This is a genomic window from Paenibacillus sp. FSL R5-0928 (assembly GCF_037970385.1).
In the GTDB taxonomy this organism is placed as follows: Bacteria; Bacillota; Bacilli; order Paenibacillales; family Paenibacillaceae; genus Paenibacillus_AQ; species Paenibacillus_AQ odorifer.
Genome location: NZ_CP150225.1, coordinates 545,484 through 569,288 on the forward strand (window position 1 = coordinate 545,484; position 23,805 = coordinate 569,288).

Genomic DNA, 23,805 nt, shown 5'->3' on the forward strand with positions numbered 1-23,805 from the left:
CTCGCACGCGGCAGTAACAATGTATCCTGAAATGCTTCCTGATGGTTTAGCCAAAAAACCACCATGATTAAACTAATTCGTACTTATAGTCATGTGCAAATTCTTTGAATGTAATGGGTCTTTTACCAAGTAATATTTGTAAATCGGGCGTGATTTTTTTGGCTAATCCAATTTTTGCAGTGAAGTAAATTCCAATCATAACAGTCACAAATTCTTTTTGAATTCCTTTTGTTAACATTTTATCTCTAAACTGAAGAACTGATGGATTAACATATTTGATTGTTTCTCCTAGCTCTTCAGATAAAATTTCAGCTACTTCATAGTAATCTAGCGCTTCAGTTCCCGTTAACGAGTAACCTTTATTTTCATGACCATTCTCAGTTAGGATTCTAGCTGTTACAGTACCGATATCACGAACATCGATAAAGCTAGTCTTGCCTTTTCCTGCGGGTACATAGATCTCCTTTTCTTTACGAAGCTCTTCCCCATGTTGAGAAATTAAGTTTTGCATGAAGAAACTTGGGCGTAAAAAAGTATATGGAATTCCTGATTTTTTAATGATTTTTTCAATTTTATGGTGTGGAACAATTGGGTTTTTCTCTACGCCCAATAGAGATAGAAACACAATGTGTTCAACTCCGACTTCCTTTGCGATATCTATGAGGGGTTGGAAATATTTTTTTGCGTCAGCTATATGAGGAGGGCGCAGTAAAAATAATTTTTTCACTCCTGTTAACGCTGGACGAAAAGAATCAGCATTTTCAAAATCAAAATAAACATACTCACTGTCTTTTCGATGGGAGGCAATTTTAAAAGGTGTTTCACTTTTCCTTAGTTCGTTAACCACTTCACGTCCTACATTACCGGTTGCCCCTGTGATTAGAATCATAAGTCTCACTTCCCTAACTAATATTTAAATAGATCGTTTTAAGCACGTTCATAAACGTGGACATTTCTTGTTCAGAAATATTTTTAAGTGCGTTATCCATGATTTCGTCACTAAGAACTTCTATTTGACTCTTAATTATCATTCCCGAATCTGTAATGAATACAAGATTTGATCGTTTATCATTTGGATTATCTCTAATGTCCAGAAGTCCTTTTGCTTTAAGTCGCTCGAGTATACCCGTTATTGTAGGGCGATCCGAGTAAGTTCGCTCTGCAATCATAGCTGGAGTTGTTCCTTCTAAATGAATAGATATATCTTTTAATACTGCCCATTGAGGAGCTGTTACATTATAAAGTAAAAGTTTTTTTGTTAAGCTTTTTTTCATTTCAAGACTTACTCTTATTAATAACTGTCCTGGGTTGTCCATAAATTAATTCCCCTCTTTAAATAGTTTGCACACTAACTACTTGATTAGTATACAAACTATATTCTCCTTTATCAATTTTAATTGTTTTATTTGTTTAAATTGTGGGGAGTTACAGGTGAATGTCAATAATATTGATATTTAGAACTTTTGTTTGTATATAATAAAAATGAATGTTCTTAGTTTAGAGGCGATCATTGATGGAAATGAGTATCGACCAAACGGTTGGGATTATTTATCAGATCAAGGCGAGCAAGATTACACAACGCGAGATCGAGGCCCGTGGTATTCGTGACAAGCGTCCAACATAAACAAAGGGGATAGATATCATGCGGTGTATAACAATACGGCAGCCTTGGGCGATCTTAATTGCTCTTGGTGAAAAAGAGTTTGAAACTCGTTCATGGAGAACAGCCTACCGCGGCGAGTTAGGCATTCATGCCGGAATGAGGATTGACAAAAAGATTTGTGAACAGGAACCGTACAAATCAGTATTGGCGAAACATGGCTATACAGCAAATAATTTGCCGACAGGAGCTATTATTGCTACAGGTCAGCTCGCGGGATGTTATGTGGTTACTCCAGAGGTGGATTTAAGGGAATGGATCAATGGGAACGAATATGATTTTGGCGACTATAGCGAAGGACGGTTTGCTTGGAAGCTTGAAGGGGTTCATCCATTAAGCCATCCAATTCCAGCTAAAGGTCGGCTAAGCTTGTGGGAGCACTCTAATCACTTCTGAACGGCGAATGATATTTTTAATGTAATTTTTATGTGCCTATCAGCTTTTTTTCAGGTTCGAGGTATATATTGAAGACACCAAACACCCCCCAGTGTTTTGTGGTATATCTCTCTCAGGTCTTGCCAACTCCCATGGTAAGGCCTATTTTTTTGTTCACTAATTGATGGGGGGGGAGTAGAGCGGCTTCTATACAGCTTTATTTAATTTGAAACTGTTCTTCGTAACTCTTAAAAGAGGAAATATCCAGCCCTAGGTATCTGCGCATATGGATGGCAGCCTGAGCCGCAACAATGTCATTCAACAGCAGCATTCGTTCGTGATAGCCACGACATATATACTTGGCTTCAATTCCCGTATTAAGTCTGTTTTGCTCATACACCTTGATTCCCCGTCTTCTCATTTCTGCACGAACATCCCTTAGATCTGTTGTAGCTACTGCAGCAGCTGTTCCAAGCACCTCCAGATAAGGGGCGGGTGTTCGTAAGTGTGTAGATAAAATGGCGGAGTCCCGTTCGAAAGCTGATAAAATCATCGGAAGCAATAAATAAGATTTCACCAGCATGTTGTCCCTGCTTTCTGCTCTATGCATGAATCTCATCACCTCTAATAGGAACGTATATTCGTATTCTAACCCGATATTCCAAAAATAATCAATGGTATTTCTAAACAGCTTATCCAATGTGATTAAATTCACAACTAAATAACGAAGAATAAATTATATTAAAATTGTAATAATAAAAATTAATGTATAGGACGCACATAAGGGAGAATTATGATGGAAAAAGAGGGCAGCCTCCAGCGTGGATTGTTTTTTGGTTTAATTCTGAGTGTTCCCTTATGGATATCCATATTGGGCTATATACAGTTACTTTAAAATTTAATGAAAAACCTTATGCGAAGCGCCTTTAGGCGCTTTTTTTGTATGGTAATAATGAGGGGGATCATCGAAAGGAATTGATTGACAATTGTGGGTGTGGGGCGCTAAACTGTTATTAATTCAAAAAGTATTAAAAGTCATAGACGGTTATTGGAGAGAATGCTTCGGCTACCAGTTCTGGACTTGCAGTGTAATACATATATATAGTCATGATAATAGCAAACCGTCTGAAAGGGCGGGACGCAAAGTCCAGGAGTCTAAAGTGTCTTAAAGGCACAATGACCGTCCGACTGCCATGAGAAGGGAATTCCACTTCTTTTTGGCGGTCTTTTTTGTTGTTAGGTCCTTTAGAGTTTCTGGTAATTATTCTGATTAATATAAATCATAGTTTTAGGAGGTGTGCCATTTGAAAAGAAGAATAAGACCGTTACTCTCGCTTGTATTAGCTGGGATTTTGACGGTAGGTAGTGGGCTTTCCTCATTAGGAGCTGGAGTTGCTGGAGCTAGTAGTTCTTCTACATTGGGAATTGCAGGGGTCTACAACGTGTTTATTCTAGGGGATATAACAACGGTTTCGGATACGGAAGGAAGGTTTGCTGCTGGAGGTAACGTTAACTTAACCAACTATAGTGTTGGAGATAGGTTGACCGCTGCTGAGGTTTCCTTGACTGACACACTTGTTGTTGGAGGGAATCTTACTTTCAACGGAGGTACTGTTTATGGGAATATCGTGCACGGGGGAGATTTTTCAGGGAATGTAACGCTCCTCAAGGGAGGTACAAAAAGACAGGGGAGTACGATTGACTTTTCAGCCGTAGGTCAGTCTTTGAAGGACAAATCAGCAGAACTTGCAGCATTGCCGGCGAATGGAACAACAGTGTACCAATATGGCAGTCTTACCCTGACAGGTACAGATCCTGCGGTCAATGTTTTTAATGTTCCAGGAGATAACGTCTCTAATACCTATGGAATTACAATAAATGTTCCTTCAGGATCTACAGCAATTATTAATATTGATGGTTCTAACGTAAAAATGAAAAACTTCGGATTTCTACCTAATAACGTGTTGAATAGCAAGAAAATTTTGCTTAACTTTAGCCAAGCTGCGTATCTGGATATGGCAGGCATAGGTGTAATGGGAAGCATACTTGCCCCCTATGCTCATGTTGATTTTATTAATGGTCAGATTAACGGTACTTTAGTGGCGGCTTCACTCAAAGGGACTGGTGGTGGTGAATTTCACCACTATCCATACGATGGTGATGAACCTGGACCAACGCCGACACCAACGCCAACAGTGACACCAACGCCAACGCCAACAGTGACGCCAACGCCAACGCCGACAGTGACACCAACGCCAACGCCGACAGTGACACCAACGCCAACGCCGACAGTGACGCCAACGCCGACAGTGACACCAACGCCAACGCCGACAGTGACACCAACGCCAACGCCAACAGTGACACCAACGCCAACGCCGACAGTGGCACCAACACCAACGCCGACAGTGACGCCAACACCAACACCATGTCCGACACCAACGCCGACAGTGACACCGACACCAACGCCTACGCCAACACCAACAGTGACGCCGACACCGACGCCAACACCGACGCCGACAGTGACACCAACGCCGACGCCAACGCCAACAGTGACACCAACGCCAACAGTGACACCAACGCCGACGCCAACACCGACGCCGACAGTGACACCAACGCCGACGCCAACGCCAACAGTGACACCAACGCCGACGCCAACACCGACGCCAACAGTGACATCAACGCCGACGCCAACGCCGACGCCAACAGTGACACCAACGCCGACGCCAACAGTGACACCAACGCCGACGCCAACGCCAACAGTGACACCAACGCCGACGCCAACGCCAACACCAACGCCGACGCCAACAGTGACGCCGACACCAACGCCAACGCCAGAAGCAACACCGACACCGACGGTAACACCAGAAGCAACACCGACACCGACGGTAACGCCTGAAGCAACACCGACACCGACAGTAACACCAGAAGCAACACCGACACCGACGCTAACGCCAGAGGTAACACCGACACCGACGGTAACGCCAGAGGTATCACCAACACCAACGGTAACGCCTGAGGCAACACCAACGTCGACACCAGAGACTTCGGTGTTCCCGACACCAACGCCATCATCCGTAATTGGCACTATAGTTCTTGCAGAAGATCCTGTGCCGCTTGGGCCTGTAGCTTCGCCGACACCAGCGCCAGTACCAACACCGTCGAATAGCACAGAAGTACTTGTTGATGATGATGAGATCCCATTAGGTCCGGTACCGGCAGTGACACCAACGCCAACACCAACACCTGATGAAATCATCGTAGTGGACGATACGATCCCATTAGGTAAGCCACCTGTGAAGGAATTGCCAAAAACGGGTGAATCAAGTCCTGCACCTTACTATGTAGCAGGTTTAGGTTTTGCACTTATCGGATTATTAATGAGAACCAAGTTCTCCAAAAAGAATAAATAATAAACGGTAGAGCAACATAGAGTCGCTTTCGGGGGGTGTCCCGATGGCGGCTCTATTTGTATGTCATGATTGCGATAGTTTGGTGCATTCTAAGTAGATGGTATACTCTTGTTGCAAAAGAAATGAAGAGGGGATGGCGAAGGCGAATTGATATGGTTCATTATTAGCGCTGTAATCATCATAGGGATTCTAATCTATGTGGGATTTTTCTTCTATGGTATTGCTATTAAACGAGCGCCAAAGGTATTTCTAAGTAATAATCCTAATCTGAAGGCTGATCCTCCGGTTGCCGGAGCTTCTTGGGGGGAGGGGAAGGATTGGGTCTCTCGCCAGAGCTTCGAGAATATTGAGATCGTATCTGCAGATGGACTTAAACTAAGAGGTTTCTTACTCCAATCTAATCGTGCTGCGGGACGCACAGCCATTCTAGCCCACGGTTATTCAGGTAAAGCAAAGGATATGGGGGCGTACGCCAAAATCTACTACGAGAACTTAGGCTTTAACATCCTAATTCCCGATGCAAGGGGGCATGGAGATAGCGCAGGGGATTACATTGGTTTTGGTTGGCCGGAACGAAAAGATTATTTGCAATGGATTGAATACATGATTAAAAAGACTAGGTCTAGTGCTCAAATTGTGCTTCACGGTGTTTCTATGGGCGGTGCTACAGTGCTAATGACCTCAGGGGAAGATCTTCCGCCGCAGGTAAAAGCTATTGTTGCGGACTGCGCTTATACCTCAGTAAAAGCACAATTATCTTACCAACTACGGCGCATGTATCGTTTGCCAAGTTTCCCTTTCGTTCAAAGTGCAAGTCTAATCACCCGCTTGAAGGCGGGGTATGGTTTTGGTGAAGCCTCTGCATTAAAACAAGTGCGGAAAGCGAAGGTTCCGATTCTTTTTATTCACGGGGATGCGGATAACTTTGTACCTTTTGCTATGATGAATGAATTGTATGAGGCATGCCAGAGTCCAAAAGAGAGGCTCATAGTGCCGCAAGCGGGGCATGGATTGTCTTATGATACGGATAAGGCGGGGTATATAGATGTAGTAACAGCTTTTGTAAGCCGATATGTAAAATAAGTCCTGAACGTAGACAGCGCCCGATATCCGCTAGGTAGCGGTTATCGGGCGCCTATATTTTTCCACACATGACGTAGTCCTTGAATAAGGATCGTACCGTCATGCTTTCTCGTTATATTCATCCCCCGCCGTTCGTGAGTAACGGGTGTCTTGATTCCTTGTTATTTCCAGCAGCCGTGTGGCGAGAATAATCCTTCCAATACGACAAAAGCCCTACCTCTCTTTTGCCCTTGCGGCTCCATTGACCGCGCCAGTGTGAATCGGAATGCTATATTTCGAATTTAATCTCATAAAAAGGAAGAGTACTGCAAGAAAACATAAAGCCTCTTTGTCCAAAATGCCGATGTGTATAATAGTCGGCCTGACATCTTCTTGGTGGGGATATTCAATATATCGAAAAACAAATACCATATAAATATAACACACTATTGTTTAAAAGGCAAATATAATAATGAATTCCAAGATAAGGTTTATTTGATTCTAGAGAGAAACAAACCTCGATAGGGAGCGCTTAGATTTCGAAAGTAACTTAAATTGGGTTAATTGTGAATTATTCCGGAAAAGCTAGTAAACCAGAGGAGATGGGCGATCTCGGTGCAAATGGGCTAAAATGTAAGTTGGATATTTTTGCAAACGCTACAAACTACAACTGAAAATGCCAGAGACGAAGGGCTTGTGTCTGCTGGGGTTATTTTGCGTGCCTATTTTGTGAACAGCTCTCTAAAACTGACAATAAACTCCAACATTGATTGAAGGATTGAGGGTAGACCGTTATAATTAATAAGTCTGGATTTTAATTAAAAAATAAGGGAGATTTTTATGAAACGCGCAGATGTGTGGCTGATTTCCATCGTATTGATTGCTGCGCTCGCTTTTCTCGTACCGAGATGGTTTTCGGACAATGATGACAAAGGTGGGGCCGGTAAAAATCTCATAGCCAATGTAACGGTGGACGGTGAGTTATTTAAAACGGTAAAGCTTACAAAAGAAGAACAAACCATTGAGGTCCGCACGGAACGCGGCTATAACATTTTGAAGGTGCATGATTACGGGATTGAAATGTACGATGCCGATTGCGCTGATAAAGTTTGCCTAGGTTTTGGTTTTATTACCCTGCCCAAACAGACGATTGTCTGTCTACCGCATAGAGTATTAGTCGAAATCACCAGTGCGTCGGGGGAGGATGATATAGATGCCTATGTCCAGTAGTGAATCTGCAACAGCTTTAAAAAGAACAGTGATTATTGCGATTTTCGCCGCAGTGGCAGTAGTGTTAAGTTTAATAGAGGCACAGATTCCGTTATCCGGGATGGGACTGGTGCCGGGTGCTAAGCTCGGACTGGCCAACATTATGATTTTGACTTGTATTTACTTTTTACGTGGACGGGATGCTTTCCTGCTTGTCATCCTCAAAACACTGCTTACTGCATTTCTGCTAGGTACCTTCTCAAGCTTGCTGTTTAGTTTATTTGGTTCACTTTTTAGCTTTGTTGTTATGTTTGTGCTGATGCTGATTAGTGGCAAAGGTAAGAGTATAAGCTTGATCGGAATTAGTATAGCTGGTGGGATTGCACATAATATCGGTCAGCTGCTGGCAGCTTCTATGGTATTTGCATCACTTAGTATTTTTTATTATCTTCCCATGCTGCTGATCACTGGGGTAGTAACAGGAATTGCCGTGGGCTATGCAGTCCGTTATCTGGTGGCGTCATTGTCAAAAATATCGCTGTTTGAAGAATTTTTGGACTGATTAGTCACATCAGCGGAAGGATGACTAACATGAATGAATCATACGAAGGTCAAGACTTAGAGGGAGAAGGACAAGCAGTCATCTCTCTGGATGGGGTATCGTTTGGCTATGATCCCGAGCATCCGATTCTTCAAAATATAACGTTATCTATCTCACAAGGACAATGGGTCAGCTTGGTTGGTCCTAATGGCTGCGGGAAGTCTACGTTGGTCAAGCTGCTTAATGCTCTGCTGCCTAAGGGGGCTGGTGAGATTGAGGTTAGTGGCATGCTGCTTAGTGAGGAAACGATCGGAAGCATTCGGCAATGTATCGGAATGGTGTTCCAAAATCCAGATAATCAGTTTATTGGAGCCACTGTAGAGGAAGATATCCTATTCGGCCTGGAAGGGCTTTGTTTGCCGTACGAAGAGATGGCTGAACGTTTGCACTCCTATACGACAAGACTAGGAATAAATCATCTGTTGTCCAAGCATCCGGGTGAGCTGTCGGGAGGCCAAAAGCAGCGTGTTGCTATCGCTTCCATTCTTGCTATGGAACCAGGCATCGTCATTTTTGACGAGGCCTCTTCTATGTTGGATGAAGGAAGCAGAAATGACCTTCTCGGCATTCTGCAGGATATGCGGGCAGAAGGGAAGCACACGATCCTCATGATTACGCATGATGCAGATGAGATTTTGGCATCGGATCGGGTGCTTGCGCTGCATGGAGGTAGTTTGGCTGCAGATGTTACACCGGCGGAGTTGTTCCGGAACGAGGAGCTTCTGGAAAAATGCCATCTGCGTGAACCTTATCCTTGGCGCCTTGCACGCGAGCTGCAGAACCAGGGTATTCATGTGGATGTTCCGACCAGTGAAAAGGAGCTTATAGATACGTTATGGCCATAGAATTACAGCAAGTAAGTTACACCTACGCTGACCGAAGCCTCTGGAAGCTGACGGCGCTCCGGGACATTAACCTCAGTGTACCCATTGGCTCGATGGTTGGTATTGCGGGGGCGACGGGCTCAGGTAAATCGACGCTGCTGCAAATGTTTAACGGGATACTGAAACCAACCGAGGGTACGGTAAAAGTGCTTGATGTAACCATTCAGGCTGGTGAGAAGTCACCTAAGCTAATGCCACTGCGCCGCCGAGTCGGATTGGTATTTCAATTTCCGGAGCAGCAGATGTTCGAAGATACGGTCGAAAAGGATCTCATTTTCGGTCCCCTTAATTTCGGTATGAGTCTCGAAGAGGCAAAGTCACGTGCACGTCAGGCCATGTCAGATATGGGGCTGGATCTCGCGTTGCTGGAGCGGAATCCTTTTCAATTGAGCGGTGGACAAATGCGTAAGGCGGCTATCGCTTCCGTGCTAGCTATGGACCCGGAGGTCATCGTTCTGGATGAGCCCACGGCAACGCTTGATCCCATTAGCCGTGCAGAGCTAATCAGCTTGCTGGAGCGATTATGCCGTGAGCAGGGCAGAACGATCATTATCGTTACGCATCGGATGGATGAGTTATTGCCCTATGCGGACAGCTGGGTTGTACTTAAAGAGGGCAGCACGGCGTTTCAGGGCAGTGTAAAGGCACTTGCAGATGATCCTTCGATTCTGGAACAGTGTGGTTTGACGGTTCCGCAGTCCCTTCGTTACTGGCGTGCAGTTGCTGATCATTTAGGTCTTGTGGATGAAGTCCCCCGCTTGACGGCTGAGAGTCTGGCAGAGCTTATAGCTTCGCTGCCAGCGGAATCAATAAGCACTGGTAAGCCCGATGGAAAGAGGGATGACCATGAATGAGAAACTGATCTTAGGTCGGAGTATTGAGACCGGTTCGTGGGTGCACAAGCTGGATGCTCGTGCCAAAATCACTGGCATGCTATTATACGTAGCTGTTATCCTGCTCTCACGTTCGTGGATGGCCATGGCTGTGTTGGCTATTTTTTCGATAGCCGTTATGGCTTCCACGCGGATTCCGCTTAAATACTTCCTGAAAGCAGCTAAGCCTTTACGTTATTTAATGTTATTTATCTTTATTGTGCAGGTGGTGTCTGTGAAGACAGGGGAGGTAGTGCTGACTCTTGGTTCCTGGTCTATCTATGAGGGAGGGCTAAGATTAGGGGCATTTTCGGTCATCCGCATGTTCTTTCTTATCACCTTTACAGCGCTTCTGACCTTCACAACAACGCCGGGGAAGCTGAATCAAGGGTTGGAGGGGATCTTGACACCCTTCAAAAAGCTTGGCTTATCCCCTGACCGTATCACGCTGATGATCAGCATTTCACTTCGTTTCATTCCTACGATTCTAGATGAATCGCAGATCATAATGAAAGCGCAGGCCTCAAGGGGAGCCGATCTAAAAGAGCTGCCTTTGAAGGAAAAGGGACGGATGTTAGTCTCCCTGCTGGTCCCGATTATCGCCAGTGCTTTTAGGCGTGCTCAGGATCTGGTGTATTCCATGGAAGCCCGCGGTTTTCGCATGGATGCTCCCCGCAGTCGGTATCACCGCCTAAGGTGGGGCAAATTCGATACTGTTTTTATTGGGATGTTTGTGGTCATGGGAATTGCAGTAGCTTTGTTATAATACTCATTCCCTATTAGTAGTATCAACTTGGGAGGGAACTTGAATGGCACGTTATTTTAACGGTAGAGAAGTTGAATTACTCGCACCCGCAGGAACGTTTGAGATTTTCAAGGAAGTGATCCAATCACGGTGTGATGCAGTTTATTTTGGTGGACCTGTATTGAATATGAGAATGATGCGTAAAGGTTATAATCTTACTCATGAAGAGATTGTAGAGGCACTTGATATCGCTCACCGTCTAGACAAAAAAGTGTATATCACTGTGAATAATCTTTTTAGTGAGGAAGATGTGGAAGAAGCTAGAGAATACCTGCGTTTTCTTGATAGTGCTCGGCCGGATGCCTTGATTGTTCAGGATATGGCAGTGTTGGAGCTTATTCGGGAGATGGAGCTTAACCTTCCTATTCACTCTTCAGTAATGATGAATGTTCACAACCTGGAGATGATCTATGCACTGCGTGATCTGGGTGTAACTCGTGTAGTTACCTCGCGGGAAATGGACCTGCAGACAGCTAAGCTGCTTGGTCAGCGGAGTGGCATGGAGCTGGAATATTTTATTCATGGAGATATGTGCTCTGTGCATGGTGCAAATTGTTACTTTAGTTCCCATGTTTTTGGTATGAGCAGCAACCGGGGGAAATGTATGAAGCCTTGCCGCTGGGATTATCGGGTTAAAAAAGACGGATATGTATATCCTGCTGAATATCCACTGGCTGTCAAAGATATGTTTATGTATGAGCATCTTCCGGAATTGATTGAATCAGGCATTACTTCTTTTAAAATTGAGGGCCGTATGCGTGATAAGGAATTTATGGTGATGCTGGCGAATAGCTACGGCGAAGCCATTGACCGATATATCGATGATCCGATTGGTTTTGATCGTACGGTTGATACCAAAGAACTGTACAACAACCGCAAGCGCGACTTTTCGACAGCTTATGCTTTTGGTAAACCAGGGTTAGCTAATATCAACCGTCGTTATGAAGGTACGGGCAAATTCTATAGCACTGGAAAAGTATTTAGCACACCAACCGCAGAACGTGAGCTATCTGAAAAACGTGTAGAGGAATTGCGGGAACGTTTGGCGCAAGAAAAGAAGCCTAAGACAACAAAAGCGAAGCTGGCTGTACGTGTGAATAATATGGAACAGGCGCGCGTAGTATTGGAACTGGGTGTGGATAGTCTGTATTTGCCGGGCGATGTATTTGAACCAGACAGACCTTTTACAAAACGTGATATTAAGGAACTTGGTGAACTAAAAGGCGATAGCAAAATATATTTAGGGTTGCCACGCATGATGACCGAGCTGCATTTCGATCAATATGATCAATTGCTTGGTGGAGAACGCTTGCCGATCGACGGTATAATCGTTACTAATTTGGGAGCGATTCGCAGATACAGCTCTACAGGTTATCCGTTAATTGGAGATGGTAGTTTAAATGTCTACAATCATCTTTCCGCCCAATTATATGCAAAATTAGGTTTGACTCAGCTTTCGGTTTCACCGGAAATGACGCTGGAGCACTTTGCTACCTTTGCCTCACGTTGTGACACGCCTTTGGAAGTTGTTGTACATGGTACACCCGCACTAATGTATATGGAACATGATCTTTATGAGAATACTGAAGTAATGGAACCTATCGCTGAAGAGGATAATCAATATGTGCACAATAATGTATTGGTTCTAAAAACAGACAAAGGTGAGAATCCGGTATATCGTGATCAGCACGGCCGTTGCCATCTTTTGTTCGCAAAAGAGCTCTGCTATTTACCGTTACTTGGTGAGATGATTGATCTAGGCATATCTAGCTTCCGTATTGAAGGAGCGACGTATAGTGCTCAGCAGTTGCGTGAAATTATAATTTCTTATCAACAAGCTATGAATCGTACTGAAGTGAAAGATGACATGCTAGGTGGTCTTGAACCCATTTATGCGGGTTATACTCTAGGTTCGCTGCAATTTAACTAATTCTATTTTTCTGGACAAAATATCGTCTGCTAGTAAGAAGAATGCACAGTACTCTATCAATAAGTTACTATTTTCACAAGAAGAGAGGGAATCAATCATGGAACAGCAAGAATTCATCGGAAGAGAAGCCGTAGCGGCGAAGCGTAAGCAATATTTCTATCCGTGTACACAGCATTTTTACCGCGATGCGCCTCAGCTTGTGCGAGGTTCGATGCAGTTTGTGTATGATGAAAATGGCAAACAATATACAGATTTCTTCGCAGGTGTATCTGTAGTCGCTTGTGGGCACTGCAATCCAGCCATAACTGGACGTACGATTGAGCAATTGCAGCAGCTGCAGCATACGTCTACGATCTATTTAACTCAGCCAAATGTGGATTTGGCTGAACGTCTGGAAGAGGTTATGCCAGGCGGTCTACGCCGAACCTTCTTCGTGAACAGCGGCTCAGAGGCTAATGAAGGTGCATTGCTGCTCGCCCGGATGTATACAGGACGTAAGGGGTTCATTGCATTGGAGAGTGGTCTACACGGCCGTACCAATCTAACTATGAGTGTGACAGGACTGCCGATGTGGCGTACCGATAAATACTTGGATCATGACGTTGAGTTTATTCCTCGCCCATATCATCCAGAACTATCTCTGGAGGAAGCCGCTGCACTCTCCCTGGAATCTCTGGAGCGAGTGCTTGAGGAGAAGGGGAATACTATCGCTGCAATGATCGTAGAGCCAATCCAAGGCAATGGTGGTATGATTATGCCAACGCCAACCTACTTCAGTGAGGTCAAAATGTTGCTGGAGAGATACGGCGTACTTCTGATCGCTGATGAAATTCAAACTGGATTTGGTCGTACAGGCAAAATATTCGCTATGGAGCATTTTGACGTAGTGCCCGATATTATAAGTATGGCTAAGGCACTGGGGAATGGAATTCCGGTTGCGGCTTTTGCGACAACGGATGAGATTGCACTTGCGCTGAACCGTCCGTCGGCTTCAACCTTTGGAGGCAATCCGGTATCTGCTGCAACAGCACTGGCTGTGCTTGATTATATTCGCGATGAACGGCTTCCTGAACGCTCAGTGCTGCTCGGAGAACAATTGAAAGCAGGGCTAAAGACCCTTCAAGAGCGTTATCCTTCGCTTATTGTGGATGTCCGGGGAATTGGGCTTATGTTGGGAGCGGAGCTTGCCGGTGAGAATGCTGAAGGCTCTGCGGCGCTTACAGATCAAGTACTGGAAGCGATGAAAGACAGAGGATACCTGATCGGCAAAAATGGCATAGGACGCAACGTACTAGCCTTTCAACCGCCGATGATTATTACGGAAGAGGATATCGACGGGCTGCTTAACAACCTGAATGAAGTCCTTGCGGAGCTTAATGTCTAATACAATGAATTTCAAGTAGCGAAGAAAGAGGAAAACGAATGGCTATTCTAAACATTTTTAAAACTGCAGGCCTAAAGCTGAAAATGTTCAGTGAACTGGTGATGTTCTCTCATACACTTTTTTCGCTGCCGTTTGCCATTATCTCTATGGTGTGGGCCGCTGGGGGCTGGCCATCAGGGCATGTAATGATCTGGGGTCTGATTGCATTGATCGGTGCCCGTAATGGCGCTAATGCATTCAATCGGCTGGCAGACCGTACGTTTGATGAACAGAATCCTCGTACGGCACATCGGCATTTGCCACAACGGTTACTGGCAGAAAAAGAAGTGGTTGTCTTTGTTATTGTCAATTATGCCATCTTTATTGTGGCTTCAGGCATGCTGAACTTGCTCTGCCTGCTCTTATCGCCGGTAGCAATCGTATTGATATCGACTTATTCTTATACAAAACGTTTCACCTTTCTCAGCCATTTATATTTAGGCTTTGTCATTGCTTCCGCGCCGATTGGTGCATGGTTTGCCGTAACTGGAAATATCGCATTTACACCGTTTGTGATCGGAACGGTAGTTATGCTCTGGATTGCCGGATTTGATATTATCTACGGCACTCAGGACATTGAATTTGACCGGCGGCATGGGTTATGGTCTATTCCGAGCTTCTTTGGATTAGAGAATGCGCTGCGTATCGCCAAAGGTCTACATTTCATTATGATTATGCTGCTATTATTCCTATACGTATGGCAGGATCTCGGCTGGATGTATCTGGTTGGGATTGGCATTGCTACATTGCTCCTGATGACCGAGCATAAGATAATAAAACCTTCGAATCGTAAGCTGATGAAGGTGGCTTCTTATAATCTAAATCAGGTAATCAGCATAGTGATATTATTGTGTACGCTGATTGATTTTTTCTATGTTAGTTAGAGAGCTGGCTTTGGTGAGCCGGCTGGCTGAGCATTGGCGCATTGCCCGCAAACTAACAACAAAAGACAATAGCCTACCCAAAAGGAATCGGAAAGCTGGCTACGCTAGCTTTCCTTTTTTGTGTTGACTCGCTCCCCGCTCTGTAAGGGGGAAGCTAAATGCAAAGATTAGGGAAAACCTCCCTAATCTTATTGCGTTTATTATCTTTAAACTCTGTTTTAGGGAATTTCTCCCTGAAATATAGCTGGTTACTCTTAAAAGCATGCTAAAGTGGACTTTATTAGGGAGGTTTTCCCTAATATCGTAGTTTTTGAGCGATTAGTAGCTAATTTTAGGGAGGTTTTCCCTAATTATATCCGATGGAGTAGAATGACTAAATTAGCTCATGTGCGCTACGCTGCGTTTGCGTGTTTAGCTTGTCTTGTTGAAGCGGAAAAATATCGGTTTGAATTTGCGACAAGATCAATGAAATGATGTGTTTAAATCAAAAAAACGGATACCCCCAAGTGAATGGGAGGTATCCGTTTTTATTTGTATTAGAACGTACGCTTTAGCGATCACGGTCCGCAAAATATTGCAGCAACGTTTCCAGATCAGCATGCGCCGGGTAGGAGGAGAGCTGCTGCACAATAGCTGCAGCTTTATCCAGATAGTTCTGGCTGACCCGTTCAGCGCGAGCGAGGGCATCGCTATTGTTAATTAGGGTGAGCACATGTGCTACTTCAGCGTCGGAAGAATCCGGGCCGATTGCACGGATCACAGGCGAGAGCTTAGGGTCCTGCAAGGCGTACAGCACTGGCAGGGTGACCTGACCATGTCGCAGGTCGCTACCGGCAGGTTTGCCTAGGACATCGGCGGACTGTGTGAAATCTAGCAAGTCATCTTGTATCTGAAAGGACATCCCTAAGGCTTCTCCAAAATTATAAAGGAGATTGGCAACTTCTTCGGTGCTTTCAGTGGACAAAGCACCAACCCGTAAGCAGGTTGCCATAAGAAGAGCGGTTTTGTTTAAGGATTTCTCCAAATACTGATCCATTGTAATTTCATAATCAAAAGCATGTTCCATTTGCTGATATTCACCCAGACACAGCTGAGCGGTGGCTACAGAGGATAAGTCATGAACGTATCTGTTTTTATCTCCTGTATATTTGCTCAGCAGCTCGATGACCCGAGCGGACATGTAATTACCAACATGTACTGCTGACAATGTCCCCGTCTTAATATGTAAGGCGGGTACGCCCCGCCGTAACTCTGAACGGTCAATGATATCATCATGAATTAATGAGGCGGCATGAATAAATTCAGCAGCAGCAGCTAATTGAAGCGCTCTGCGGCCGGTATCCTTACGGCCAAACCGACTGCCAACAATGACCATGAGGGGACGAAGGCGTTTACCACCGGAATTTATAAGCTCTAGAACACTTTGCGCGAGCTGAGATTTCTTAGGTACATCTTTATCACGCGCCACAAGGTTTACGATTTCGCGGTTGATTTCATTTATGTCTATATTTAAGGCCTCATGCAGCTTCATTTATGGATCCCACCTGTCAAATGGCTTTGCTTGTGCGATTACGCTGTCTGCACTCTTGGATCAAGAACTCTTCGATTCCAGTAGCTGGATCATGTTCCGCGAAGTCTCCATTTGACCGTCTAATCTGCATTTTTTTGATCGAAGGAGCTAGATAAGCAACTAAGTCGAGCTCACGGCATTTCACCGCAAACTGCAGGTAAAAGCTATACAAATAATCTCCATCCAAAATGTTGCGTGTAAGGTCGGGATGATGTGGGATACATTCCATATGGCGCTCTGCTGCCAAAGTGAGAATAGTGTAAATACCCAGCAAATTGACTTTGCGGCTGTATTCCAGATCATGGCGTTCCAGTACCGAGATTAACTGTTCACATGCAGCCGGAGAGGGCTGAAGCTCAATTCCGGCAATAGGTGACATTTCAGTATGCAACAACCGGAGGGTATCTTCTATGAGTTGTTTGTTCACAAGATTCTCTCCTTCTTGTCGGTTTTGCCGGAAGAAACCATACCCCGATCATCCCTACAAAACCATTCATTCAAGAAAAAACCACCATTTCCTAGGATTAGGAAGGTTATTTTCTTCTTGTAAATAAGGAGAGTAATGTGTCCTAGGGACACATTACTCTGAAGTATATCAATATTTAACCCTAATAAAATACAATTTGCACATATGTTCTATATGATAAATTACACTAATTCAGGGTTTTATTATCAGTCGGTGTATAGATACCATCGTCTGACGAGCGGAATTCTCTTCCACTGTTTCTTAAGCCAAGGAAGTACATAATAGTCTAGACCAAGTGTGCTTCCTGATCCGCCGATGCAGGCAATACCAGCAGCAACGTACCATAACATTTCTGTCGATGCCATTTTGGTTGACCAAATCATGACCGACATGGCGACAGTCGCTATAGAAGCGAGTGCAGTGAAGAGACCAACGATGAGCATAATACCGAAGACGATTTCTGCACATACCATACCGATTTGGAACCATTTCGCGAGGAAAGTGTAACTTCCGTCGTTGTTGTAGAACATCAAATCCATGAACCAGTTTGTAATGTTGTATACGAAGTTAGGTACAGGCAACGCTTCAACAGCTTCTTTTGCAGTGGATACTGCTGAAGCTGCAGATTGTGCATCTACGGTGTCTTTAACTGCATCTACTGCAACACTGGCTGCTGATGAAGCATCCGTTGCAAAAGGAGCAGCTGGAATCAAGAAAATCTTATCTGGATCTTTCCAAATCTTTTGGATCTTCTCAATACCTTCGTATAACCACATACCACCAAGTAGAACACGAAGTGGTACGAGCCAGAAATTAGGTGAACGTTTGGAGAAGTGACCACCCAAGAAGCTCTTGCGGTTCTCAACATGGAAGAACTCATGCATCATATATGTCCATACTTTATTGAATCCGACAACCTGAGACAGGTAGAACATATTAATAAAGTGTTTGGATAGCATTGCCATGAATCCAGTAAGCATAAAGAACTTACCTGGCAGACCAACATTTGCTACACCGTAGCGGCTACCAATGGAGACCATTGTACCGTGGAAACCTGGTTTGTAAGCTTTTTTAGCAGTGTTCTGAATGTCAGCGGCAATGTTGCCAGCAACAATCGGAGCTGCTTGTTCAGCGTTCTCAACCATTTGTGGTACAGGACGAGTTTCACCTTCAGGAATGTAGAAAATGTTGTCCCCTACTACGTAAACGTTCTTATGATCTACACTTTCCAGGTTCTCATTCGTAACAATCCGTTTGCGGCCTTGTTGTTGTACTTCAAGTCCACCAACGATTTCGGAGCCTTCAACACCAGCAGTCCAAACAATTGTTTGGGAATCGACAACGTTTTTCTCACCAAGTGCAACACTACCATTGCCTACTTCGGTGATTTTAGCGCCAGTCACGATTTCTACGTTCAGCTTACGAAGGCGAGCTTCAGCTTTTTGAATCAGCTTATCTGGAAGGATAGGCAGAATCTTCGGAGCCATATCGGCCACAATCAGTCTTACTTCGGATGGGTCGATAAAGAACTCCTTGCATAATTCCTCGCGTTGTTCAGCCATTTCACCAACCAGCTCGACACCAGTAAAGCCGGCACCGATAATAACGAAGGTTAGCATAGCACGACGTACAGCTGGATTTTTCTCCATAGCCGCTTTGGTATACATATCGCGGATTTGACGTTTCAATGCTACCGCATCATCGTAAGACCAGAAGGAGAAGGTGTTTTCTTCTGCGCCTGGAATGCCGAAGAAGGTTGGTTTGCTACCTGTGCCGATTACAAGGTAATCGTAAGCGTAGGTAGCTTTATCCGATTTAAGTTTTCTGCTTTTGAAATCGATATTGCTGATCTCATCAAGAACAACATCTACTTTAAGGCCCGCAAAAATCTTCTTAAGATCGATCTTGATTGAATCCTCTGGAGCACGGTTCGCGGCAACCTCATGCAGCTCAGTCAATAGAGTGTGATATGGATTCCGGTCGATCAGTGTAATTTCAACATCTTTGTTTTTCTTAAATTTCTTTGCCAGTTTTTTAGCCGTGAGTACGCCGCCGTAGCCGCCGCCCAAAATGACTATTTTCTTCAAGAGAAATTCACCTCATTCGTCTGATTAGCTGCAGAAGGTCCTGCGAAATTATTTCGCGCCTTCGAGTGCTTTTTCTGCAAGTGTAAAATATTCACCAACATGAATACTCACGCCGGAAATTGCATCAGTTTTGCCTTCAGCATCAAGCGTTGGAGCAACACCTTTGTTTTCAAGGAAGTATTTTTCAGCCAAAGCGATTTCTTCATGCCATTCAGCAGAAGCGCCGCCAGCTTTCATACCATATTTACCATCAACGGAGAATTGCTTCTTGTCATCGCCAGCAGCATTCAAACCACTGAATTTAACAGCTACAACATTACCGTTAGCAACAGTCAGGTCAACAGTGGATTTCCAACCGGATTCAGCGTCCATTTCGCCTTCAGCATGGTAGCCTCCGTCTTTATATTGACCAGCTTCTACTGGACCAGCAGCAAGAGCAGCTTGAGCAGCTTTTACAAAGTCAGATACGTGTACGGATACACCAGAGATGGCATCAGTTTTCCCTTCAGCATCAAAAGTTATAGCTGCTGGATCTTGTTTTTCGATCAGGAATTCTTCAGCTTTAGCTGCTTGCTCGTGCCATTCAGAAGAAGCACCGCCAGCTTTCATGCCATATTTACCATCTTCGGAAACTTTTTTCTTCAGGTCGCCTGCAGTGTTAACGTTAAAGGCATCCCAGTCAGCTTTAGTGATCTTTCCACCTTCTACAGTTAAGAGTGCGAAATATTGCCAGCCAGTTTTAGCATCAACGTCAGCAGTACCGTAGTAAACTCCGTCTTTGTACTGTCCAGCTTCAGTTCCAGCGTTACCGGAATTTGTTGCAGGAGCAGTTGTTTCAGCTGGTGCGTTAGTAGGGGCTGCGGCGTTGTCTGTGTTGTTACCACAACCTGCGAGCAATCCAAGGATAAGTGCGCTCGACAAGATAACAGAAGCTTTTTTCATTTCAAATGACCTCCAAAAATATAGTTTAAAATATATATATTAAAATGTAAAACATTTTAATAGTCGAGCGAAGTGATAAAAATCACTTTATAAATGATATTTGTCACTTTAATCTCATGCGTTATTACCCATTTGTAACAGTATCTTGACTTATATCGGCATACATTAGGAAAAAATTTAATGATGTTGTTTTATCTCCGATGGCATTCTAGCACATGGACTAGGAAAACCATTGTGAAATAAATCACTTAAAAAATTAAATATTTAATTTATATCTGGATTATATCAAATTTTAAAAGATTTGAATACATATATTTAAAAATATATGTGACAGAATACGACTTAATTTGCTAATGTCTTGAAATGTGGAAAGATTCATAGCGAATGGGGAAGGGTAAGTAAAGGTAACACGGGATAACAATCCTACCCTAATTAATTCAGCTAAGGAGATGAGCTTATAATGGACAACAATGTATTTAAAGGAAAATGGAAACAGCTCAAAGGCGAGGCCAAGAAGCAATGGGGCAAGCTTACAGATGATGATCTTGACGTAATTGACGGTGAAAAGGATAAATTAGTAGGTAAACTACAAGAACGTTATGGACATACGAAAGAAGACGCGGAGAAAGAGTACCAAACCTGGGGACGTTCCTACCGCGATTAATTCATTACTAATGACGTTAATATAAAATTCCAGAAGAAGAGCGCAAATCGCATCTGATTTGCGCTCTTCTTCTGCGTCCATGGGCGTTAGTTATCGAATGGGGCTTTAGTATGGTAGTATTATGAGATGAAAGTTGTAATTTATTTTGCCGAGGTGGGAGTGAATCTATGGGTTATCTTAAAATATTTTTTGGAAACACCGCAATGCTAATAGCTGTAGCCTATTTGGCTAATCTTATATATAAAAACACCATTTCAAATGCAAGTGTAGGAATAAAGAAGGTAAGCTGGGTATTACTGGCCATTTTTGCCGGGTGGATTAGTACTCTTTTTGGATATAGGCTGGGTGAGCATGTGATTTTTGATTTACGTTTTGTGCCACTTATTATATCAACGCTGGCTTATCCGCATCCTTTCATTCTTGTTTTGATCGGTATAGGAACAGGTCTTACACGGTTAACTTTTGGAATAAATGAGGCGGCGATGGCCGGAACCATTAATCTGTCCATTCTAGGATTTGTTTGTGCTGCGCTTAGCTACTGGGTCAGACGATCTAACTTATGTATGGTGAACAAAGGTTTGATCGTGATTCTAGTCATAAATGTAATGAACGCAATCAACATTATGGTGTTTGGTGTGATCCCCGCCCCAGAGTACATAAAAGAGATTATGCCGATTACTTTCCCTGCCGGATTGATTCTAAGTGTTCTATTCTCCTTAATTATCCGTGACTTTCAATTGGGTCTCTTGCGGAATGGACAGATTGAGCGTGCTAATGAACAGCTGTCTGCCCAGACGGAGGAGCTGCATAAGAATAAGATTGAGCTTGAAGAGCGTGCCGATCAGTTAATGATGGCTTCGCAATTTAAATCCGAATTTCTGGCAAATATGTCTCATGAGCTTAGAACGCCACTGAATAGCATTATTAATTTATCGCAATTAATTGAAGACAATGATAATTCTCTTACGGAAGCAGAAATGAGGGAGTATGCAGCTATTATCCGCCGTTCTGGTGAAGAATTATTGATGATTATTGGCGATATATTAGATCTGTCCAAAGTGGAAGCAGGTCGATTAGATATTATTAATGAAGATTTAAGTGTTAGTGAGATTCCAGAGATTCTGGCTATGCAGTTCGCTGTGACAGCGAAACAAAAAGAACTGGAATTTAATATTGATATGGAAAAAAATGTTCCACAAATGATTCATTCCGACCCGCAGCGGATTCAGCAAATCCTGCGCAATTTGCTTTCTAATGCTTTTAAATTTACAAAGTCTGGCCATGTCGCACTCCGTATTCGTCAAGAGGAACGTGGGGAAAGAGCTATTGTGAAGCATTGGATTGTATTTGAGGTAGAAGATAGCGGTATTGGTATTGCACCAGAGAAGCATGCCATGATCTTTGAAGCCTTCCAACAGGCGGATCGAACAATTAGTCGAAAATATGGCGGAACAGGATTAGGGCTTTCTATTAGTAATGATTTGGCCAGACTGCTCGGAGGTTTCATTACTTTAGAAAGTGAGGAAGGTAAAGGGAGCCGTTTTTCGCTTTATTTACCCCTCGAAATCATAGAAGAGTAAGCTCCAATATTATTTGTTAATTTGGCGTATTGACAGTAGATTGATGCGGAGTAGAATGAAGCAAATGCCGCATCAAAGGAGTGTTACCCCTCTCTATGAACAACATGGAAACTAAGCACACAGTTACTAGTTCAAAGCGTGTCCGTAAAACCTCAGTACATCGCAGAAATTTGCGCATTGCTACCTGGGAAGGTGTGCCATCGACCATTTTCCAGGTACTGCTGCAAGGGCAGTTTCTAACAGGATTCCTACTATATTTAGGAGCCACTTCAAGTCAAATTGGATTTGTGCTAGCGCTTACCACCTTGGTTAATGTGATGCAGATCGGGGTAGCTTTTTTGATTCAGAAGCTGCCAAGCCGCAAATGGGCTATGGTTACTTTTATCGGCCTGCATAGGATACTTTGGAGTTCTACGGGGCTAATTCCGTTTATTTTTCCTAAAGAGTATTGGGTCATGGCTTTTATAGCCTTATATACTACTGCATTTATTGCCAATACGGCGGGTGGTGTGCTGTGGAGCTCTGTGATCAGCGATCTTGTTCCAGCACGTGTACGTGGACGTTATTTTGGGATTCGTAATACGTTCCTGAATGCACTCGGTAGTCTGGTAATGTATGGTGGGGGTATCGTTTTGGATCGTTATCCCGGGAGCCATGGCTTTCTGATTCTTTATATTGTTGTGTGGATCTTCGCGATCTCTAACGTCGTTGTATTCTTTTTTTATCCCGACGTGCCTTTCGAGAAATCGGAAGAACATAAATTTTTGCCGATGTTTAAGAAACCGCTTAAAGATACTTTATTTATGAAGTCTACTTTGTTTCTGGCCGCCTGGTTGCTGCTGCAGAATCTAACTGTTCCGCTATACTCGTATGTCATGTTGCAGTTACTTCATATAAATTATGAAACGTTATCACTGCTTAATGTGTCCCAGACTCTTTTTATGATGGCCAGTTTCTACGTTTGGGGCAATCTAAATGCAAAATATAGCAATAAACGTCTGTTGTTCTTTACGTTGCCGATTATTGCCTTGTCCTCTTTAATGTGGGGACTCTTGTCTGTGTTGCCGATGCTGTTGGTGTTGTTTGCCGCTCATATTGTTTTTGGTGTAGGTGTAGGCGGTTTCAACCAGCTGGCGTTTAATTTTATTATTGGAGACACGCCGAAAAAAGAACGGCCTATGTATATGGCGACCTATGCGGCGCTTACGGGTTTATCATCCTTTTTTGGTCCGCTTATCGGGGGACAGTTGTATGAAAAAATTGCGCACTGGCCGCAATGGACCCAAGTATACGGTATGCAGTTGGTAGTGGGAACGCTTATGATCGCTCTTGCATTCCTGCTGGGCCGTCGTATTCTAAAGGACGAATAGAAGTAAGGGGG

Annotated in this window: 21 protein-coding genes and 1 riboswitch; of the genes, 14 read left to right on the forward strand and 7 right to left on the reverse strand. The window is 43.8% G+C overall.

Annotation, left to right across the window (positions count from 1 at the left end; translation table 11 throughout):
• Positions 1-67: 67 nt before the first annotated feature.
• Entirely contained in the window at positions 68-889 is an 822-nt protein-coding gene (locus tag MKZ16_RS02405; protein WP_036682566.1) for an SDR family oxidoreductase, read from the reverse strand.
• Between the two features lie 13 nt (positions 890-902).
• A complete protein-coding gene (locus tag MKZ16_RS02410; RefSeq protein WP_036682564.1) occupies positions 903-1,316 on the reverse strand; it encodes a MarR family transcriptional regulator in 414 nt (137 codons plus the stop codon).
• 326 nt (positions 1,317-1,642) lie between these two features.
• Here MKZ16_RS02410 and MKZ16_RS02415 point away from each other — a divergent pair, with 326 nt between their 5' ends.
• Positions 1,643-2,056, forward strand: coding sequence for an ASCH domain-containing protein (locus MKZ16_RS02415; protein WP_076103870.1), 414 nt, complete (start codon positions 1,643-1,645; stop codon positions 2,054-2,056).
• Between the two features lie 196 nt (positions 2,057-2,252).
• Here MKZ16_RS02415 and MKZ16_RS02420 read toward each other — a convergent pair whose 3' ends face one another.
• On the reverse strand, positions 2,253-2,645 hold the full coding sequence (locus MKZ16_RS02420; RefSeq protein ID WP_081386753.1) for a hypothetical protein: 393 nt from the start codon (positions 2,643-2,645) through the stop codon (positions 2,253-2,255).
• A 495-nt stretch (positions 2,646-3,140) separates the two neighbouring features.
• Positions 3,141-3,231, forward strand: a riboswitch (cyclic di-GMP riboswitch).
• Positions 3,232-3,339: 108 nt separating this feature from the next.
• On the opposite strand from MKZ16_RS02420, the gene MKZ16_RS02425 reads away from it, so the two are divergent.
• The 10 genes from MKZ16_RS02425 to MKZ16_RS02470 all read left to right on the forward strand — a co-directional run bounded on the left by MKZ16_RS02425 (position 3,340) and on the right by MKZ16_RS02470 (position 15,115).
• Positions 3,340-5,445, forward strand: coding sequence for a choice-of-anchor A family protein (locus MKZ16_RS02425; RefSeq protein WP_339815301.1), 2,106 nt, complete (start codon positions 3,340-3,342; stop codon positions 5,443-5,445).
• A gap of 147 nt (positions 5,446-5,592) precedes the next feature.
• Entirely contained in the window at positions 5,593-6,528 is a 936-nt protein-coding gene (locus tag MKZ16_RS02430) for an alpha/beta hydrolase (protein ID WP_305953723.1), read from the forward strand.
• Positions 6,529-7,347: 819 nt separating this feature from the next.
• On the forward strand, positions 7,348-7,737 hold the full coding sequence (locus tag MKZ16_RS02435) for a NusG domain II-containing protein (RefSeq protein WP_036681022.1): 390 nt from the start codon (positions 7,348-7,350) through the stop codon (positions 7,735-7,737).
• Entirely contained in the window at positions 7,721-8,278 is a 558-nt protein-coding gene (locus MKZ16_RS02440; RefSeq protein ID WP_036681020.1) for a Gx transporter family protein, read from the forward strand. The genes MKZ16_RS02435 and MKZ16_RS02440 overlap by 17 nt, the downstream gene beginning before the upstream one ends.
• 29 nt (positions 8,279-8,307) lie before the next feature.
• The gene (locus MKZ16_RS02445; RefSeq protein ID WP_076103871.1) at positions 8,308-9,162 is read left to right on the forward strand and encodes an ATP-binding cassette domain-containing protein; all 855 of its coding nucleotides are present in this window, start codon (positions 8,308-8,310) and stop codon (positions 9,160-9,162) included.
• Positions 9,153-10,055 carry an ATP-binding cassette domain-containing protein gene (locus MKZ16_RS02450; RefSeq protein ID WP_038568506.1) on the forward strand — a complete coding sequence of 301 codons (903 nt, stop codon included), beginning with the start codon at positions 9,153-9,155 and terminating at the stop codon, positions 10,053-10,055. Before MKZ16_RS02445 ends, MKZ16_RS02450 begins: the two co-directional genes overlap by 10 nt.
• Positions 10,048-10,839 carry an energy-coupling factor transporter transmembrane component T gene (locus tag MKZ16_RS02455; RefSeq protein ID WP_036681014.1) on the forward strand — a complete coding sequence of 264 codons (792 nt, stop codon included), beginning with the start codon at positions 10,048-10,050 and terminating at the stop codon, positions 10,837-10,839. The genes MKZ16_RS02450 and MKZ16_RS02455 overlap by 8 nt, the downstream gene beginning before the upstream one ends.
• Before the next feature lie 43 nt (positions 10,840-10,882).
• On the forward strand, positions 10,883-12,808 hold the full coding sequence (locus tag MKZ16_RS02460; protein ID WP_038568508.1) for a U32 family peptidase: 1,926 nt from the start codon (positions 10,883-10,885) through the stop codon (positions 12,806-12,808).
• A gap of 97 nt (positions 12,809-12,905) precedes the next feature.
• The gene (locus MKZ16_RS02465) at positions 12,906-14,192 is read left to right on the forward strand and encodes an aspartate aminotransferase family protein (RefSeq protein WP_076103873.1); all 1,287 of its coding nucleotides are present in this window, start codon (positions 12,906-12,908) and stop codon (positions 14,190-14,192) included.
• Positions 14,193-14,230: 38 nt separating this feature from the next.
• Positions 14,231-15,115, forward strand: coding sequence for a UbiA-like polyprenyltransferase (locus tag MKZ16_RS02470; protein ID WP_036681005.1), 885 nt, complete (start codon positions 14,231-14,233; stop codon positions 15,113-15,115).
• Between the two features lie 550 nt (positions 15,116-15,665).
• Here the strand turns inward: MKZ16_RS02470 and MKZ16_RS02475 are convergent.
• The 4 genes from MKZ16_RS02475 to MKZ16_RS02490 all read right to left on the reverse strand — a co-directional run bounded on the left by MKZ16_RS02475 (position 15,666) and on the right by MKZ16_RS02490 (position 20,180).
• The gene (locus MKZ16_RS02475; protein WP_036682537.1) at positions 15,666-16,646 is read right to left on the reverse strand and encodes a polyprenyl synthetase family protein; all 981 of its coding nucleotides are present in this window, start codon (positions 16,644-16,646) and stop codon (positions 15,666-15,668) included.
• A gap of 16 nt (positions 16,647-16,662) precedes the next feature.
• Positions 16,663-17,112, reverse strand: a complete 450-nt coding sequence (locus MKZ16_RS02480; RefSeq protein ID WP_036682535.1) for a hypothetical protein — start codon at positions 17,110-17,112, stop codon at positions 16,663-16,665.
• A gap of 245 nt (positions 17,113-17,357) precedes the next feature.
• Positions 17,358-19,238: an FAD-dependent oxidoreductase gene (locus MKZ16_RS02485; protein WP_036682533.1), complete on the reverse strand. Its 1,881-nt coding sequence runs from the start codon at positions 19,236-19,238 to the stop codon at positions 17,358-17,360.
• Positions 19,239-19,286: 48 nt separating this feature from the next.
• On the reverse strand, positions 19,287-20,180 hold the full coding sequence (locus tag MKZ16_RS02490) for a hypothetical protein (protein ID WP_036682532.1): 894 nt from the start codon (positions 20,178-20,180) through the stop codon (positions 19,287-19,289).
• Positions 20,181-20,640: 460 nt separating this feature from the next.
• Here MKZ16_RS02490 and MKZ16_RS02495 point away from each other — a divergent pair, with 460 nt between their 5' ends.
• From MKZ16_RS02495 to MKZ16_RS02505, 3 genes are all read left to right on the forward strand, one after another.
• Complete coding sequence (locus tag MKZ16_RS02495) at positions 20,641-20,844, forward strand: CsbD family protein (protein WP_036682530.1); 204 nt, start codon at positions 20,641-20,643, stop codon at positions 20,842-20,844.
• Between the two features lie 167 nt (positions 20,845-21,011).
• Positions 21,012-22,424: an ATP-binding protein gene (locus MKZ16_RS02500; protein ID WP_076103875.1), complete on the forward strand. Its 1,413-nt coding sequence runs from the start codon at positions 21,012-21,014 to the stop codon at positions 22,422-22,424.
• Positions 22,425-22,528: 104 nt separating this feature from the next.
• Positions 22,529-23,794: an MFS transporter gene (locus MKZ16_RS02505; protein WP_036682545.1), complete on the forward strand. Its 1,266-nt coding sequence runs from the start codon at positions 22,529-22,531 to the stop codon at positions 23,792-23,794.
• Positions 23,795-23,805: the final 11 nt, after the last annotated feature.